This window comes from Saccharopolyspora sp. NPDC050642, assembly GCF_040654735.1.
Lineage (GTDB): Bacteria > Actinomycetota > Actinomycetes > Mycobacteriales > Pseudonocardiaceae > Saccharopolyspora > Saccharopolyspora elongata.
Genome location: NZ_JBFAIN010000011.1, coordinates 133,287 through 147,968 on the forward strand (window position 1 = coordinate 133,287; position 14,682 = coordinate 147,968).

12 protein-coding genes are annotated in these 14,682 nt (G+C 71.1%); 2 read left to right on the forward strand and 10 right to left on the reverse strand.

The window, feature by feature from the left end; genetic code table 11:
• Positions 1 to 2: 2 nt before the first annotated feature.
• From AB0H93_RS19455 to AB0H93_RS19475, 5 genes are read right to left on the reverse strand one after another with little or no spacing between them, the layout of a single operon-like run.
• Positions 3 to 2,306 (reverse strand): arylsulfatase, encoded by a 2,304-nt coding sequence (locus AB0H93_RS19455; protein WP_358574233.1) that lies wholly within the window; start codon positions 2,304 to 2,306, stop codon positions 3 to 5.
• On the reverse strand, positions 2,303 to 3,178 hold the full coding sequence (locus tag AB0H93_RS19460) for an ABC transporter permease (RefSeq protein WP_358574235.1): 876 nt from the start codon (positions 3,176 to 3,178) through the stop codon (positions 2,303 to 2,305). Before AB0H93_RS19460 ends, AB0H93_RS19455 begins: the two co-directional genes overlap by 4 nt.
• Positions 3,175 to 4,134: an ABC transporter permease gene (locus AB0H93_RS19465; protein ID WP_358574236.1), complete on the reverse strand. Its 960-nt coding sequence runs from the start codon at positions 4,132 to 4,134 to the stop codon at positions 3,175 to 3,177. The genes AB0H93_RS19460 and AB0H93_RS19465 overlap by 4 nt, the downstream gene beginning before the upstream one ends.
• A 19-nt stretch (positions 4,135 to 4,153) precedes the next feature.
• Positions 4,154 to 5,719: an ABC transporter substrate-binding protein gene (locus AB0H93_RS19470; protein WP_358574237.1), complete on the reverse strand. Its 1,566-nt coding sequence runs from the start codon at positions 5,717 to 5,719 to the stop codon at positions 4,154 to 4,156.
• Complete coding sequence (locus AB0H93_RS19475) at positions 5,716 to 6,918, reverse strand: ROK family transcriptional regulator (protein ID WP_358574238.1); 1,203 nt, start codon at positions 6,916 to 6,918, stop codon at positions 5,716 to 5,718. Before AB0H93_RS19475 ends, AB0H93_RS19470 begins: the two co-directional genes overlap by 4 nt.
• Positions 6,919 to 7,332: 414 nt before the next feature.
• Between AB0H93_RS19475 and AB0H93_RS19480 the strand changes: the two genes are divergently transcribed.
• Positions 7,333 to 8,259, forward strand: a complete 927-nt coding sequence (locus tag AB0H93_RS19480) for a TauD/TfdA family dioxygenase (RefSeq protein WP_358574239.1) — start codon at positions 7,333 to 7,335, stop codon at positions 8,257 to 8,259.
• On the opposite strand, the gene AB0H93_RS19485 is transcribed toward AB0H93_RS19480, so the two are convergent.
• The gene (locus tag AB0H93_RS19485; RefSeq protein WP_358574240.1) at positions 8,238 to 8,726 is read right to left on the reverse strand and encodes a GtrA family protein; all 489 of its coding nucleotides are present in this window, start codon (positions 8,724 to 8,726) and stop codon (positions 8,238 to 8,240) included. The genes AB0H93_RS19480 and AB0H93_RS19485 overlap by 22 nt on opposite strands.
• A gap of 313 nt (positions 8,727 to 9,039) precedes the next feature.
• On the opposite strand from AB0H93_RS19485, the gene dctA reads away from it, so the two are divergent.
• On the forward strand, positions 9,040 to 10,377 hold the full coding sequence (gene dctA, locus AB0H93_RS19490; protein WP_358574241.1) for a C4-dicarboxylate transporter DctA: 1,338 nt from the start codon (positions 9,040 to 9,042) through the stop codon (positions 10,375 to 10,377).
• Positions 10,378 to 10,415: 38 nt separating this feature from the next.
• Here dctA and AB0H93_RS19495 read toward each other — a convergent pair whose 3' ends face one another.
• From AB0H93_RS19495 to AB0H93_RS19510, 4 genes are all read right to left on the reverse strand, one after another.
• The gene (locus AB0H93_RS19495; protein ID WP_358574243.1) at positions 10,416 to 11,684 is read right to left on the reverse strand and encodes an SLC13 family permease; all 1,269 of its coding nucleotides are present in this window, start codon (positions 11,682 to 11,684) and stop codon (positions 10,416 to 10,418) included.
• 80 nt (positions 11,685 to 11,764) lie between these two features.
• Positions 11,765 to 12,619, reverse strand: a complete 855-nt coding sequence (locus AB0H93_RS19500) for a hydroxymethylglutaryl-CoA lyase (RefSeq protein WP_358574245.1) — start codon at positions 12,617 to 12,619, stop codon at positions 11,765 to 11,767.
• 2 nt (positions 12,620 to 12,621) lie between these two features.
• A complete protein-coding gene (locus AB0H93_RS19505) occupies positions 12,622 to 13,845 on the reverse strand; it encodes a CaiB/BaiF CoA-transferase family protein (RefSeq protein ID WP_358574246.1) in 1,224 nt (407 codons plus the stop codon).
• Between the two features lie 118 nt (positions 13,846 to 13,963).
• Positions 13,964 to 14,617, reverse strand: coding sequence for a helix-turn-helix domain-containing protein (locus AB0H93_RS19510; protein WP_358574247.1), 654 nt, complete (start codon positions 14,615 to 14,617; stop codon positions 13,964 to 13,966).
• Between the last annotated feature and the right edge of the window lie 65 nt (positions 14,618 to 14,682).

Consider the following 14,682-nt stretch of genomic DNA (forward strand, 5'->3'; position numbering starts at 1 on the left):
CCTCAGTCGTAGACGCGTTGGGCTTCGGCCCACAGCCGGGCGACCTGCTCCGGGTCGTAGTCCGCCGGGCGGCCGGGTTCGTAGCGGACCCACGAAAGCCGCCCGGTGTAGGGGAAGGTCCGCTCGCGCCGGTGCAGTTCCCAGTCCACCGGTCCGCCGCGGTCCAGGCCGATGCTGATGCCGGTGAACGGCGCCAGCCCCAGCAGTTGCGGCACCGCGGGCAATTCGGCTTGGCGCGCCCCGACCTGCAGCGCCAGCCGCCAGCGGAACTCCGGCAGCGCCTCGGCCACCAACCGCACCGTCACGCGGCCGACGCCGACCGGGACCGGGCCCGCCCGGTGGACCCGGCCGTAGGCGTTGTAGACGAGATGCGCCCCGTCGGCGTCGAGGTGAACGAGGTACCCGCCGCCCTGATCTCCGTGCGCGAACAGCACGCCCCGCTCGACCGGCGTGTGCAAAGCGCTTGCTGTGACGGTGAAATCGCGGAACTGGATCAGGCGGGCGGAGCGGTAGCGCTCCAGCGTCGGCGTACCCGGGAACAGCGTCACCGCGCCGCGCAGCTGCTCCTCGTCGGCTCTGCGCAGTCGCGCCCCGGGGCTGCCGTCGTTGAGCGGGAAGACCGCGTTGCGCCACGCCGTCCGCTCCCACTCCGCCGCGAGTTCCTTCAGCTTGCCGGGATGCGCCGCGGCGACGTTGCGGGTTTCGGTCGGATCGGTCGCCAGGTCGTAGAGTTCCCATTCGTCGTCGGAGAACTCCGCGCCGGGCACGTGCCGGGTGACGATCTTCCAGCCGTCGGCGTAATAGCCCCGGTTCCCGCCGGTCTCGGTGTACTGCCGGGTGTGCCGGCTCGGCCGGTGCGGGCTGCGCAGCACGTCCACCGCGCTCACGCCGTCCGGCTCCGCCGCCGCGACGCCGTTGCGGTGCGCCGCTCGTGGCACTCCCGCCAGTTCCAGCAGCGTCGGCGCGACGTCGTTCACGTAGACGTACTGGTGCCGCAGCCCGGTTTCGGTGAGGCCGCCCGGCCAGTGCAGCAGGAACGGCGTGCGGACGCCGCCGGCGAACGTGTCGAACTTGTACAGCCGGAACGGCGTGTTCGACGCCTGCGCCCAGCCGCGCGGGTAGTGCACGGTGGTCTGCGGGCCGCCGATGAGTTCCTGGTCCCGGGGCACGTCCCGCTCCCATTCGGCGGGCAGGCCCGGGACGTGCGCGAACTGGCTGAAGTAACTGCGCGTGCCTTCCTCCCCGCCTTCGGCGGTCGCGCCGTTGTCCGAGGTGAACACGATGATCGTGGAGTCCAGCTCGCCGTGCCGCTCCAGCGCCGCGAGCAGCCGCCCCAGGCTCTGGTCGACGCTGTCCACGGACGCGGCGTAGACCTCCATGTACCGGGCGAAGAGCTCCTGCTGCTCGGTCGTCAGCTCGTCCCAGGGCTGCACGCCCTTGCCCGGCTCGCTGTTGCGGGGCGGCAGCGCGGTTCCCGGCGGGAACAGGCCCGCCGCGAGCTGCCGCCGGAACCGCTGCTCCCGGATCGCGTCCCAGCCCTCCTTGTACCGGCCGCGGTACTTGGCCAGGTCGGGTTCCTTGGCGGCGATCGGGCCGTGCACCGCGTGGTGGGCGAAGTACAGGAAGAACGGCTTGTCGGGATCGTTGGCCCGCAGCGTGTCGATCATGCCGATCGCGCGGTCGGTGAGCTCGTCGGTCAGGAAGTAGCCATCGGGGTGCTCGCCGACGTCGTAGGGGCTGTTGTCCCACACCAGCCGGTGCGGGTGGTGCAGGTTGGTCAGGCCCTCCAGGCTGCCGAAGTACCGGTCGAAGCCGCGCTGCAGCGGCCAGGAGGAGCGGTCCGCCGCGTCGTGGCTGAGCGCGTCCCTGGTCAGGTGCCACTTCCCCACCGCGAAGGTGGCGTAGCCGCCCGCGCGCAGCGATTCCGCCAGCGTCGGCGCGTCGTCGGGCAGCTCGAAGAAGTACGCCGGGTAGCCGGGATCGGAGTTGGCCGGCACCGCGAAGCCGGCCCGGTGCGGGTTGAGGCCGGTCAGCAGCGCCGCGCGCGAGGGTGAGCACAGCGGCGTGGTGTGGTAGTTCGCCAGCTGCACCCCGTCGGCGGCCAGCCGGTCCAGGTTCGGCGTGTCCACTTCGGACCCGTACGGGCCGATGTCGCTGTAGCCGAGGTCGTCGACGATCACCACCACGATGTTCGGCGCGCCTCCGGCGCGGGCCGCTGGCGGCCACCACGGCTTGGATTCAGCGAACGTGCGGCCGATCTCGCCGCCGAAGCCGTCGTAGCCGCGCGCGTCGTCCGGAATGCTCACCACGTTCGCTCCCCTGTTCTCGTCGCGGTGCTCGCCGCCTGGGCGATCAGCTGGAAACCGAGCACCAGCAACGTGATCACCAGCAGTGGCCCGACCGCGAACATCGGATTGGCATCCAGGTAGTTCAGCGCCGCGTTGAGGATGCTGCCCAGCGACGGCTCCGGCGGGCGGACGCCCAGCCCGAGGAAGCTCATCGCGCCCTCCAGGAACACCGCGACGGACATCGACAGCGCCAGCTGCACGATCAGCGGCCCCACCGAGTTCGGCACCACGTGGGCGCGCAGGATCCGGCCGCGGCTCGCGCCGATCGCCTCGGCGGCCACGACGAACTGCAGCTCGCGCACCCGCAGCACCTCGGCGCGGATCAGCCGCGCGAACACCGGGATCTCCACCAGGACCACCGCGATCAGGATCGTCCGGAGCCCGGGCCCGATGACCGCGGTGAGGCCGATCGCCAGGATCAGGTGTGGGAAGGCCAGGAGCACGTCCAGCGCGCGCTGGACCACGACGTCGAGCGCCCGGTGCGCGGTCGACACCGCGCCGACGAGGCCGCCGAGCACCGCCCCGAGCGGCACGGCGACGAAGCTGATCAGCAGGTCGACCCGGATGCCGTGAAGCACCCGGGACAGCACGTCGCGGTTGAGCGCGTCGGTGCCGAACCAGTGCGCGGCGCTGGGCCCGACCAGGTTCGCGCCCTCCAACTGCGCGTCCGGCGCGTGCGGCGCGAGCAGCGGCGCGGCCAGCCCGGCGGCGAACACCAGGCCCACCACCAGGACCCCGGCGACTCCCTTGCCCCGTGCGGACTTTCGCCGTTTCGCCGGTCGTTCGGGCGGGGCTACCGGTGCTTCGGTGACTTGTTCGGTGAGGGTCATGACGGGCTCCCGAGCCTGATCCGCGGGTCCAGGTATGCGTGCACGATGTCGGTCAGCAGCTGGATGAGCACGAACACCGCGACGGACAGCAGCAGGAGGACCTGCACGACGGGGTAATCGCGGCGGTCGATGCCCTGCTCGATGAGCATGCCCAGGCCCGGCCACGAGAACACCGCCTCGACCAGCACCGCGCCGCCGAGCAGGTTGCCGACCTGCAGGCCGAGCACCGTCACCGACGCGGGGACGGCGTTGCGCATCGCGTGCCGCAGCACGATCCGCCGACGGGCCACACCCGCCGCCGCGGCCGTGGTGACGTGCGCGCGACCGAGTTCGGTCCGCAGCGATTCGGCGAAGAACCGGATCAGCACCGCCGCCACCGGAAGCGCCAGGCAGAGCGCGGGCATCACGAGGTACTGGGCGGTGATGTCCAGGCGGTCCGACAGCCCGTCCGGCGGCACCCCGCCGGCCGGCAGCAACCGCACCGCCACGCCGAACAACAGCACCAGCAGCACGCCGGTGACGTACGGCGGCAGCGCCACGGCGGCCGTGGTGAAGCCGGTCAGCAACCGGTCCAGCCAGCGGCCCCGCCGAACCGCCCACAGCGGACCGATCAGCGCGGCGCTCAGCACCGCGATGGCCAGCGCGGTCGCCGCGAGCACCACCGTGTTGGCGGCGCCGTCGGCCAGCAGGTCGGCGATCCGGCCGCCGATCAGGTAGGAGCTGCCGAGGTCGCCGGTGAGCACACCGCCCAGCCACTGCAGGTACTGGACGTGCACCGGCTGGTCGAGGCCGAGCTCGTGGCGGATCGCGGCAACGGCTTCCGGGGCGGCGTCCGAGCCCGCCAGGGTGGCCGCCGGATCGCCCGGGATCAGCCGGATCACCAGGAATATCAGCACCGAGGCGAGCAGCAGGACCAGCAGCGCCGAAGGCACCCGGCGCAGCAGGTACATCAGCATCGGGGAGAACCTTTCGAGGTCAGGCGAGGAACGCTTCGGTCAGGTCGAGTTCGCGGCGCCGGCTGTAGCGGATGCCGTGCAGCGCGGCGGAATGCGCCCAGCGCTGCGAGTAGACGCCGATCTCGATCAAGAACAGCTCGTCGAGCAGCTGGTCGGACAGCTCGCCGTAGGCCGCGGTGGCGCGGTCCCCGGTCGGCTCCGGCAGGTGCCACGCCGCTTCGGCCGCCGCCGTGTAGGCCGGCGAGGAGAAGTGCGAGGCGTTCTTGCGGGCGTTGAAGGGATAGGCGCTGACGGCCAGCGTCGAGGGCGTCAGCTGCGCCCAGGAGTGGTTCGTGGTCCACAGGCCCTGGAAGGCGCCTTCGATCAGCTGCTGGGTGAACCGCGAGTAGTCCACCGGTTCGAGGCGGACCTCGATCCCGGCCTCCGCCAGGTCGTGCTGCACGATCTGCGCGATCGCGGACAGCGACGTGTCCTTCGCCGGGTACACCAGCGGGATCACCGGCAACGGGCCGTGCTGCCCGACCAGCGACCGCGCGCGGGGCAGGTCCCGCGCGTAGCGGGCGGAGCGCGCCTGGTCGTGGGCGGGGCTGTCCTGCGGCCACGGCAGCGAGGACGCGAACCCCTGGCCCCGGAACACCTCGGCGATGATCCGGTCCCGGTCCAGCGCGTACGCGATCGCCTGGCGGATCCGCGGGTCGTCCAGCGGCGGCGCGGTGACGTTGGCCCCGACGTAGGACTGCAATTCCGCGCCGGTCAGCGTGATCGCCTTCAGCGAGCCCAGGCTCAGCGCCGATTCGACGTCGCGTTGGCTCAGGGAGTCCGCGAAGTGCACCTGGCCCGCCTTCAGCGCGGACAGCAGCGACGACTTCTCCGGGATGATCCGCGCCTGCACCTCGTCCAGGTAGGGGCGGCCGGGCACGTAGTAGTCGGGGTTCCGGGTGAACCGCAGGTCGGTGTTCGGGCGGCGGCCCGCGAACCGGAACGGCCCGGTGCCCACGAACCGCTTGCCGGTGCGGATGTCGGCGGCGGTCTCCGAGTCGATGATCGGCACGGTGTCGAGCAGGTCGAAGATGTTGCCCAGCGGGTGGGCGAAGCGCAGCACCACCTCGTGCGGTTTCGAGGCGTCGATGCCGGTGATCGCCGCCGCCGTGCTGCGCAGCTGCCCGTTCCACTGCGGATCCGCGTAGCTGCGCAGCGAGAACGCCACGTCCGCTGAGGTGAACGGGCGTCCGGTGTGGAACCTGACGTCGTCGCGCAGCCGGAGGGTCAGCGCGGTGCCGTCCGGGGACAACGTCCACGACGTGGCGAGCGCGGGTTGTGGCTGCACGCCCGCGGGCCCGTAGCGGACCAGCCGGTCGTAGACCAGGCCGATCAGCGCGGTGATCGCCGGGCCGGTGTTGGTGAACAGGTTCTTCGGGATCAGGTCGAGCGTCAGGCCCAGCTTGGCGACGCCGCCGGGCTTCGGGACGGCCACCGTGGCGGCCGCGCGTTCCTGGCGGTCGACGGCGGATTCGCAGCCGGTGGCCAGCAGCGCGGCGAGGCCGATGCCGTGCAGCAGTCGGCGCCGGCTGATGTCGTGCGTCATGACTTCCTTCGCAGGCCGGAGAGCAGGGTGAGCGGGCGGTCGTAGAGGTGCGCGAGGACGCTGGTGCAGGCCGCGACGGCCTGCACGTCGGGGCCGAAGCGGGTGACGGCGGGCGGGTCCGCGCCGGGCAGCGCGGTGTGGTCGGCGAAGCCGTGCCGCAGGTCGTCGAGGTGCTCCAGCGAGTCGGTGATCGCCTGGCCACCGAGCACGACCAGGTCGGGGTCGATGATGTCGCGCAGGACCGCCACCGCCCGGCCGATCGTGCGGGCCCGCGCCGCCAGGATCCGGTCCGCGCCGGGATCGCCCGCGGCAGCCGCGGCGTGCAGCAGCCGGATGTCGGGCTGCGCGATCACGCCCGCGTCGACCGCCCGCCGGACGACGGCCTGCTCGGACACCGAGGCCTCCAGGCAGCCGGTCCGGCCGCACGGGCACGGGACGTCGGTGCCGGCCGCGAGGTGCGCGATGTCCCCGGCTCGCCCCGGGCCGCGGTGCAGCCGGCCGCCGGTCACCAGCGCCACGCCGACGACTTGGCGCGCGTAGAAGTAGAGCACGCTCCGGGGTGCCTGGCGGAGTCCGAAGAGGAGTTCCGCAGTGGCCATAGCGGGCAGGTGCCCGTCGAGGTGCACCGGCCGTCCGGTGGCGCGTTCTAGCAGGTCGCGGGCGCGGACCCGGTGCCAGCCGAGCCGTTCGTGGTCGACCACACCGCGCTCGGGATCGACGTGCCCGCCGGTCACCAGGCCGATGCCGACGGCGCCGCGTTCCGGGCGGCGGCGCAGGAACGCCCGGATCCGGTCGGCGAGGAAGTCCAGCGCGTCCTCGGGCACGCCGGCGGGCGTGGGAATGGTCTCCCCTGCCAGCAACCGGCCGCGCAGGTCCGCCAGCCCGATGGTGGTGGTGCTGACCCCGACGTGCACCCCGCACGCGGCGAGCACCGTTTCGTCGATGTCCACCGGCACCCGGGGGCGGCCGACCGCGCCGAACCGGGTGAGTTCCGGGACCTCGCGGACGATGCCGAGGTCGATGAGGGTGGTGACCTGCCGGCTGACCGTGGGCGTGCTCAGCGCGATCCGGCGCTCGATGGCCGCCCGGGAAAGCGGCCCGGCCTGCCGGATCGCGCCGAGCACGGCGGCCGCGTTCGTCTCGCGGATCCCGGCCGGGCGCGGGTCTGCTCGTCCCCCAGGGGACAGGATGGTCGTCACGAGATGCTGCCTTGTCGTCTCGGGAAATCGGCGTGCACGGTCGCCCCGCCGAGATCGGGTTCCGCTCGGCGGGCGGGGAAATATCGGGAATCGGCCGGACGCGGCCTACGAAGAACCGGTCAGCCGCGACGACAGCACGGCACGGCGAATTCGCGGGCCGCCGCCCGAAAACCCCGGTGCCGGAACGCGGTGAACTGAGCCATGCCGAGAGAATCCGTTGCGGGATCGCCGATGTCAAAGCCGCCCGCGATGCGGGACGAACCCGCCGAATTAATTTCAGTGCCACGACATGCCTTGCCGGGCCGCGCGATTCCTACCTAGCGTGCGGTTCGGCGAGCCGAATTCCCTTTTCCCCGCCGGAAACAATCCCGCAATCGCAGTTTCGAACCACTGCATTCCCGAAAGGACCGCGCCATGACCAGCCAGCTCGAACGCACCGCCGTCCAGGTCGTCAAGCTCGGTGCGCACATCGGCGCCCGCATCGACGGGGTGCGCCTCGGCGGCGACCTCGGCGCCGCGACGGTGGCCGAGATCCGGGCCGCGCTGCTCGCGCACAAGGTGATCTTCTTCCGCGGCCAGCACCACCTCGACGACGCCGGCCAGCTCGCCTTCGCCGAGCTGCTGGGCGAGCCGACCCTGGCCCACCCCACGGTCAAGGGCACCGACCACGCGAGCATCCTGCCCATCGACTCCGACTACTCCAAGGCCAACAGCTGGCACACGGACGTCACGTTCGTCGACCGGATCCCGGCCATCAGCCTGCTGCGCGCGATCCGGCTCCCGTCCTACGGCGGCACCACCACCTGGGCCAGCACCGTTGCGGCGTACGAGAAGCTGCCCGATTCGCTGCGGGCGCTGGTGGATTCGCTGTGGGCGGTGCACACCAACGCCTACGACTACGCGGCGAGCATCGACGAGACGCGCCTCGGCGGGGTGGACGTGAAATTCCAGCAGTACCGCAAGGAATTCATCTCCGACGTGTACGAGACCGAGCACCCGGTGGTCCGGGTGCACCCGGAAACCGGCGAGCGCGCCTTGCTGCTGGGGCATTTCGTCAAGCGCCTCGTCGGGCTCACCAGCGCCGAGTCGCACACCGTGTTCCAGCTGCTGCAGGCCCGGGTGATCCAGTTGGAGAACACGGTGCGCTGGGACTGGTCGGACGGCGACCTGGCGATCTGGGACAACCGGGCGACGCAGCACTACGCGATCGCCGACTACGACGACCAGCCGCGCCGGCTGCACCGGGTCACGCTCGCCGGCGACGTCCCGGTGAGCATCGACGGCGTCCGCAGCACCACCCGCAGCGGCGACGCCTCGCACTACTCCCAGCTGGCGCGGTGACCGGCTGAGCGGCTGAACACCCACAGCCGCATCACGGCGAAGCGGGTGGTGCCGCCGATGACGCTCAACGCGGCGACAGCGGCGGCCTCCGCGACGCTGGAGGGATCTTCGACGGCCAGCCCCAGCAGGCCCAGCGCGATGTTGTTCGACACGCAGTAGAAGGCGAACACCGCGAGGGTCTGCAGGTGCATCCTGGCCCGGTGCTCGTCGCGGGCGGCGAACGCGAAGTGCCGGTGCGCCGCGCTGCTGGCCACGGTCGTGATCAGCAGCGAGCAGAAGTTCGAGGCACCGACCGGGAAGATGCCCCGCAGCAGCACGTAGAGCACCGCGTTCGTCGCGGTGGCGAGCACGCCGACGACGGTGAACAGCACGGCCTGGCCGACGACGTCGTCGCGCTCGGCCGGGCGAACCCGGTCGACCGCATCGGGGGTGACCGCCTTCGGTTCGCGCGCAGCCACGCCCTTCATCGACCCCACTCCAACGCGACGGTTCAGATCTGCGGTCAAGCTAGTTCGGCCGTGCGGGAGGGCCGCATGAACAACCTGGGAGAACGCTGGGAACGGCGGCCGCCCTCCCGGGCCCACCGGTGCATGTGACCCATTGTGATCGAACAGTCACGGATCATGATTCGACCGATCTGGTGATCTTGGGGCCGACGAGCGAGGACGCCGTTCAGCAGCGGACCGATCGCGCTCCGCCCCTTGACTCCGGCCGACCGGGCACGCACACTCCCAGAAATTTGCGAAGTATACTTCCACATTGGGGAATTGGGAGGCCGACGTGGCTCAGCCAGCGTCGCCGGTCCGGCGCGGCCGCGTGTCGAGGGTTCTTTCCTCGCTGTTCGTCCAGGTGCTCATCGCAGCCGTCATCGGCATCGCCGTCGGCCACTTCTGGCCCGAGTTCGGCGGCGCCCTCAAACCGATCGGCGACGGGTTCATCCGGCTGATCAAGATGGTGATCGCGCCGCTGATCTTCTGCGTGGTCGTGGTCGGCATCGCCAAGGCCGGCGACATGCGTTCGGTCGGGCGGATCGGGCTCAAGGCGCTGATCTACTTCGAGGTGGTCACCACCGCCGCCCTCGCCCTCGGCCTCGTCGCCGGGAACCTCGTCCAGCCCGGCGCGGGGCTGGACATCGACCCGGCGACGCTGGACACCTCCGGCGTGACCGCCAAGACGCACGGCGAGCAGATGCCCGGTCCGGCCGAGTTCGTGCTGCACATGATCCCGGAGAGCGCGGTGGCGGCCTTCGCCGACAACGAGCTGCTGCAGGTCCTGCTGCTGGCGGTGCTGTTCGCCGCCGGGCTGCTGCACATCGGGATCGGGCGCGCGCCGCAGGTGTTCGCCTTCATCGAGCAGACCGGCGAGATCATCTTCAAGATCATCGGCTACGTGATGCGGCTGGCCCCGATCGCGGTGTTCGGTTCGATGGCCTACCTCATCGGCCAGTACGGGCTGTCCTCGCTGAGCACCTACGCCACCCTGATCGGCGCCTGCTACGGCGCGGCACTGCTGTTCTGCGTCGTGCTCGGCGCGCTGCTCAAGGCGTTCACTGGGTTGAGCATCCTGAAGTTCCTGCGCTACACGCGGGAGGAATTCGCGCTGGCGATCGGCACCGCGTCCAGCGAGGTCGTGATGCCGCGGATCATGGAGAAGCTCGAACGCGCGGGCTGCCGCAAGGAAGCGGTCGGACTGGTCATCCCGACCGGGTACTCGTTCAACCTCGACGGCGCGTCCATCTACCTGTCGCTGGCGACGCTGTTCATGGCCCAGGCCGTCGGCGTGGACCTGACCATCGGGCAGCAGATCACCGTGGTGCTGGTGCTGATCCTCACCTCCAAGGGCATGGCCGGCATCCCCGGCTCGGCGTTCATCGCGCTGTCCGCGACGGCCTCGGCGGTCGGCGTCATCCCGGTGGCCGCGGTCGCCCTGATGCTCGGCGCGGACCGGATCATGGACACCATGCGGGTGGTGACCAACCTGCTGGGCAACTGCGTGGCGACGTTCATCGTGTCCAAGTGGGACGGAGCGCTCGATCGCGACCGGGCCGTCGCCACCCTCGCCGACCCGGCGTCCGCTCCCCCGCTCCCCCGCGAGGAGGACGAACCCGCCAAGGCCTGACCTGCCGGGGCCCGCGTCCCGGACGCGGGCCCCGATCGTCACAGCGAAGCCGGAAGGATCACCGCCGACCACACCAGCAGCGGCGCCGCCACCACGACCAGGCCGCCGTAGGCGAGCATCTGGCGCTGGAAGCGCGATTTGTCCGGCACCTGCGCCTGCGCGAGCACGATGACGCCGTTGGTGGAGAACGGACTGACATCGACCACTGTGGAGCAGAACCCGAGCGCGACGATGAAACCCACCGCCCCGATGTCGCCCATCTCCAGCAGCGGGATGGCCAGCGGCAAGGCGATGCCCAGCGTGCCGATCGACGAGCCGAAGGCGGACAAGATCGCCACCGCGAAGCACAGCAGCAGCGCCGCCAGCAGCGGCGATCCCAACGCCGCCGCGGCTTCGCCGAGCAGCGCCAGCGTGCCGTTCTCCTTCAGCACGGCCATGTAGGTGAGCATGCCGCAGACCAGCAGCACCGCCGACCAGGAGACGTCGCGCATCGAATCCTGGTGCCGATGCGGGGAGATCAGCAGCAGCGCTGCGCCGACGACGAACGCGGTCACCCCGACGTCGACACCGAGAACGCCCGTTGCGGTCAACAGCACTGCCATCCCACCGAGGGTCAGCACGCGCCGCGGGGTCACCTCGACCTTCCGCAGCACCTGCGTTCCACTCCCTTCCCCGGCGTCGATCTCGTCGAGCGCGCTGACCTGCTCGTCGTCGCGCCGGAGCAAACTCCGCCCCAGCACGAGGAAAAGCACCACCGCGAACGCCACGTTCAGCACGAACGGCACCGCGAACAGCACGAACGGGCCGACGTCCAGACCTGCCTTCGCAACCATCCCCGACGTGAACGCGCCGTACACGGTGATCGGCGAGAACGCCGCGGACAACGCGCCGTGGCTGAGCATCATCCCCATCAGCAGCGGGTTGATGCGGTAGCGAGCGGCGATCGGCATCGCGATCGGCGCGAGCATGCCGACCGCGAGCACCGAGCCGAGCGCCATCAACACGGCTGCCAGGGCGAACATCAGCCAGACGATCGCCCAGCGGCGACCCCGGACCAGTTTCAGCGATGCCGCCACGACTAGGTCGATCGTGCCGTTGACGCGGGCCACGCCGAACAGCAGCGTGATGCCCACCACCAGGACGAACACGTCGCCCGGGAAGAAGCCGAGCACGTCGTCGAGGCTCACCCCGGACAACGCGCCGATCAGGAAGGCCGCCACGAACGCCAGGAGACCCATGTTCACCGGCGTGGTGGTGGCCGTGACGAATACCGCGACGAGCGCGATGAGCGATAGCGCTTGGATCATCGAGGACCTGTTCCGGTCACGCCGACCCGATCCCCGGGCCACGTCACCTTTGACGTCGGGATCAGTTCTGCCGGGTCTGCTCAGACCGGTTCGGCGTGGGCCAGCGCGGTTCTCACGGTGGCCACCGCTTCGGCGAGCGCGCCCTCGTCGATGCCGGTCGGCTCGCCTCGGGAGTGCAGATGTGCCACCAGGTCCTCGGTGGCGATGTTGCCGTGCGCGCCGGGGGCGAACGGGCAGCCGCCGTAGCCGCCCGCCGCGCTGTCGAACCGGGTCACGCCCAGTTCCAGCGCGGCGTCCACTGTGTCCAGTGCTTGCCCATGCGCGTTGTGCAGGTGCAGGGACAGTTCGACCGCGGGTAGCGCTTCGCGGACGACGCGGAGGGAATGCGCGACCTGCTCGGGGGTGGCCGTGCCGAGGGTGTCGGCCAGGCCGATCCGGGTGATGCCCATGTCCACGAATCGCCGGACGACGCCCAGCAGAGCCTCCGGATCGATCGCTCCGTCGAACGGGCACACGAACGCCGTCGCGATGCCCGCGGCGAAGTTCACCGACGGATTCGCCGTCACCGCAAGGGAAACGTCGTGCACCGCAGCCTCCACGTCACGACCGGCGTTGGCCCGGCTGTGCCCCTGGCTCGCCGAGGCGACCACGGTGATGTCCTCGACACCGGCGGCGACCGCCCGCGCCACGCCGCGCGCGTTGAGCGCCAGCGCGCTGTAGCGGACCGTTCCTGGATTCGGCAGCAGCGGGAACAGCTGCTCGGCGCCTGCCATCTGGGGCACCCGCTTCGGGTTCACGAACGAGCCCGCCTCGATGTCGCGCAACCCCGCCGCGACCAGCGCCCGCGCGATCGCGATCCGGTCGGCGACCGGGACCACGACCGGCTCGTCCTGCAGCCCATCGCGCAGCACGACGTCGGTGATGGTGACCGCCATCGTCACACCACCTTCCGCGCGCGGAGGTCGTCGAGGTCCGCGGCCGGAATGCCGAGCAGGCCGCCCAGTACCTCGTCCGTGTGCTCGCCGAGCTCCGGCCCGGCCCACCGGACCGATCCGGGAGCGCCGGGCAGCCGCGGCACCACACCGGGCAACCGGATCTGCTCCGGCTTCCCGTCTATCGCGATGGGCACCGGGCACAGCATGTCGCGCGCCTGGTAGTGCTCGTCTTCGGTGATCGCCCGCGCGTCGTAGACCGGACCGGCGGGAACCCCGGTGTCGCTGAGCACCGCGACCGCGTCGGCGGCCTTGTGCCGGGAGGTCCACTCGGTGATCGCCGCGTCGAGCTCCGCCTCCCGCGCGTAGCGGGCGTCCCCGTCGGCCAGCGTCGGATCGGCGGCGAGGTCCGGTCGGCCGATCGCCGCCATCAGCCGGCCGAACGCACCGCTGGAGTTCCCGGAGATCATCACCGACTGGCCGTCCGCCGTCGGGTAGACCCCGCTCGGCGTGACACCGGGCAGGTTTCCCGCGGTGCGCTCGCGCACCATGCCGTAGGCGTCGTAGTCGGGGACCAGCGACTCCAGCACCATGAACACCGACTCGTACAGGGCGACGTCGGCGACCCTCGGCCCCGGATGCGAATGGCCTTTCTCCTTGGCCAGCAACAACATCAACGCACCGAGCGCGCCGTAGAGCCCGGCGAGCGCGTCGCCGACCGGCGCGGCGGGTCGCACCGGAGGCCGGTCCGGGTAGCCGGTGACCTGCCGGAGCCCGCCGAACGCCTCGGCGACGCCGCCGAAACCGGCGCGGTCCCGGTACGGCCCGGTCTGCCCGTACCCGGAGATGCGCACCAGCACGATCTCCGGGTTGACGGCGGTGAGCTCGTCCGGGCCGAGCCCCCAGCGCTCCAAGGTGCCGGGCCGGAAGTTCTCGACCACGACGTCGCAGTGCTCGGCGAGGTCGAGCACGATCGAGCGGCCTTCGGCGGTGCGCAGGTCCAGGCTCACCGATTTCTTGTTGCGGGCGATGGTCCGGAACATCATCGATGTGCTGCCGCGCGGCCGCCGCCAGCCCCGCAGCTCGTCGCCCACCTCGGGTTTCTCGATCTTGACGATCTCGGCGCCGAAGTCGGCGAACAGCCGGGTCGCGAACGGCGCGGCGATGAAGTTTCCCAGTTCCAGGACGCGGATGCCGTGCAGCGGAGGCTGCGGTTCGGCAGCGGGCATGGTCAGCTCCCTCGGTCAGTTATCAAATAATGAGAACCAATCCTCGTTATGCGAGAAAGAAGCTACGGCGTCGGTCCACCGGATAGCAAGGGGTCGACGAAAGCGACGGGAAATCCGCTCAGCGGTACTGGAGAACCTCTTCGAGGCGTCGCGCGGCGGCGGCGACGAGCTCTCCCCACTGCGCGCCGGGCCCCTCGGGAGCCACCCGCGAAACCGGGCCCGCCACGCACACCGCGGCCACGACCTCGGCCCCGTAGCGCACCCCAGCGCTGACCGAGCACAACCCGGGCGTGCGCACGGAAACGCTCTCGAACCAACGGTCCGCGGAGCGCTCGGCGGTCAGCACCTCGGCTGCGGATCCCTTGTCCGACAGCGGAAGCAGCGTTCCCACCGGCAACGACGCACGAAGCTCGGACGGCGATTCCGCGCACGCCAGGCAAAGCCTCAACTCACCGCGCCGCACCCAGATCTGCGCGGTCTCTCCGGTCTGGTCCCGCAGCTCGTCGAGCACCGGGATCGCGGCGGTGGCCAGCGCGGTGGAGGCGAACCGGTGCCCGATGTGGTGGCGGCCTTCGGCGTCGCGCAGCAGCAGGCCGTGGCCGACCATGGCCTGCGCCAGCCGGTGCGCCGTGGGCACCGAGAGACCGAGGTGCCGGGCGAGTTCGCTGGCGCCCATCGGGCGCGTCTCGACCGCGTCGAGAATCGCGACCACGCGATCGAGCACCCCGACGCCTGCCGATCGGAGTGCCTTGCCGCTGCCGTCCTCGCCCACGGCAGACACAGTAGCCGGGCGCGTGTCGGGGTGGGCTCCGGTGGGTATTGCCGGGGCGAGCGACG

What these genes read in the sequence shown, in the direction of transcription:
- AB0H93_RS19460 (WP_358574235.1), bottom strand. Translation starts at nt 3,178, where the DNA reads ATGACCCTCACCGAACAAGTCACCGAAGCACCGGTAGCCCCGCCCGAA.
- AB0H93_RS19465 (WP_358574236.1), bottom strand. Translation starts at nt 4,134, where the DNA reads ATGCTGATGTACCTGCTGCGCCGGGTGCCTTCGGCGCTGCTGGTCCTG.
- AB0H93_RS19470 (WP_358574237.1), bottom strand. Translation starts at nt 5,719, where the DNA reads ATGACGCACGACATCAGCCGGCGCCGACTGCTGCACGGCATCGGCCTC.
- AB0H93_RS19480 (WP_358574239.1), top strand. Translation starts at nt 7,333, where the DNA reads ATGACCAGCCAGCTCGAACGCACCGCCGTCCAGGTCGTCAAGCTCGGT.
- AB0H93_RS19485 (WP_358574240.1), bottom strand. Translation starts at nt 8,726, where the DNA reads ATGAAGGGCGTGGCTGCGCGCGAACCGAAGGCGGTCACCCCCGATGCG.
- AB0H93_RS19495 (WP_358574243.1), bottom strand. Translation starts at nt 11,684, where the DNA reads ATGATCCAAGCGCTATCGCTCATCGCGCTCGTCGCGGTATTCGTCACG.
- AB0H93_RS19500 (WP_358574245.1), bottom strand. Translation starts at nt 12,619, where the DNA reads ATGGCGGTCACCATCACCGACGTCGTGCTGCGCGATGGGCTGCAGGAC.
- AB0H93_RS19505 (WP_358574246.1), bottom strand. Translation starts at nt 13,845, where the DNA reads ATGCCCGCTGCCGAACCGCAGCCTCCGCTGCACGGCATCCGCGTCCTG.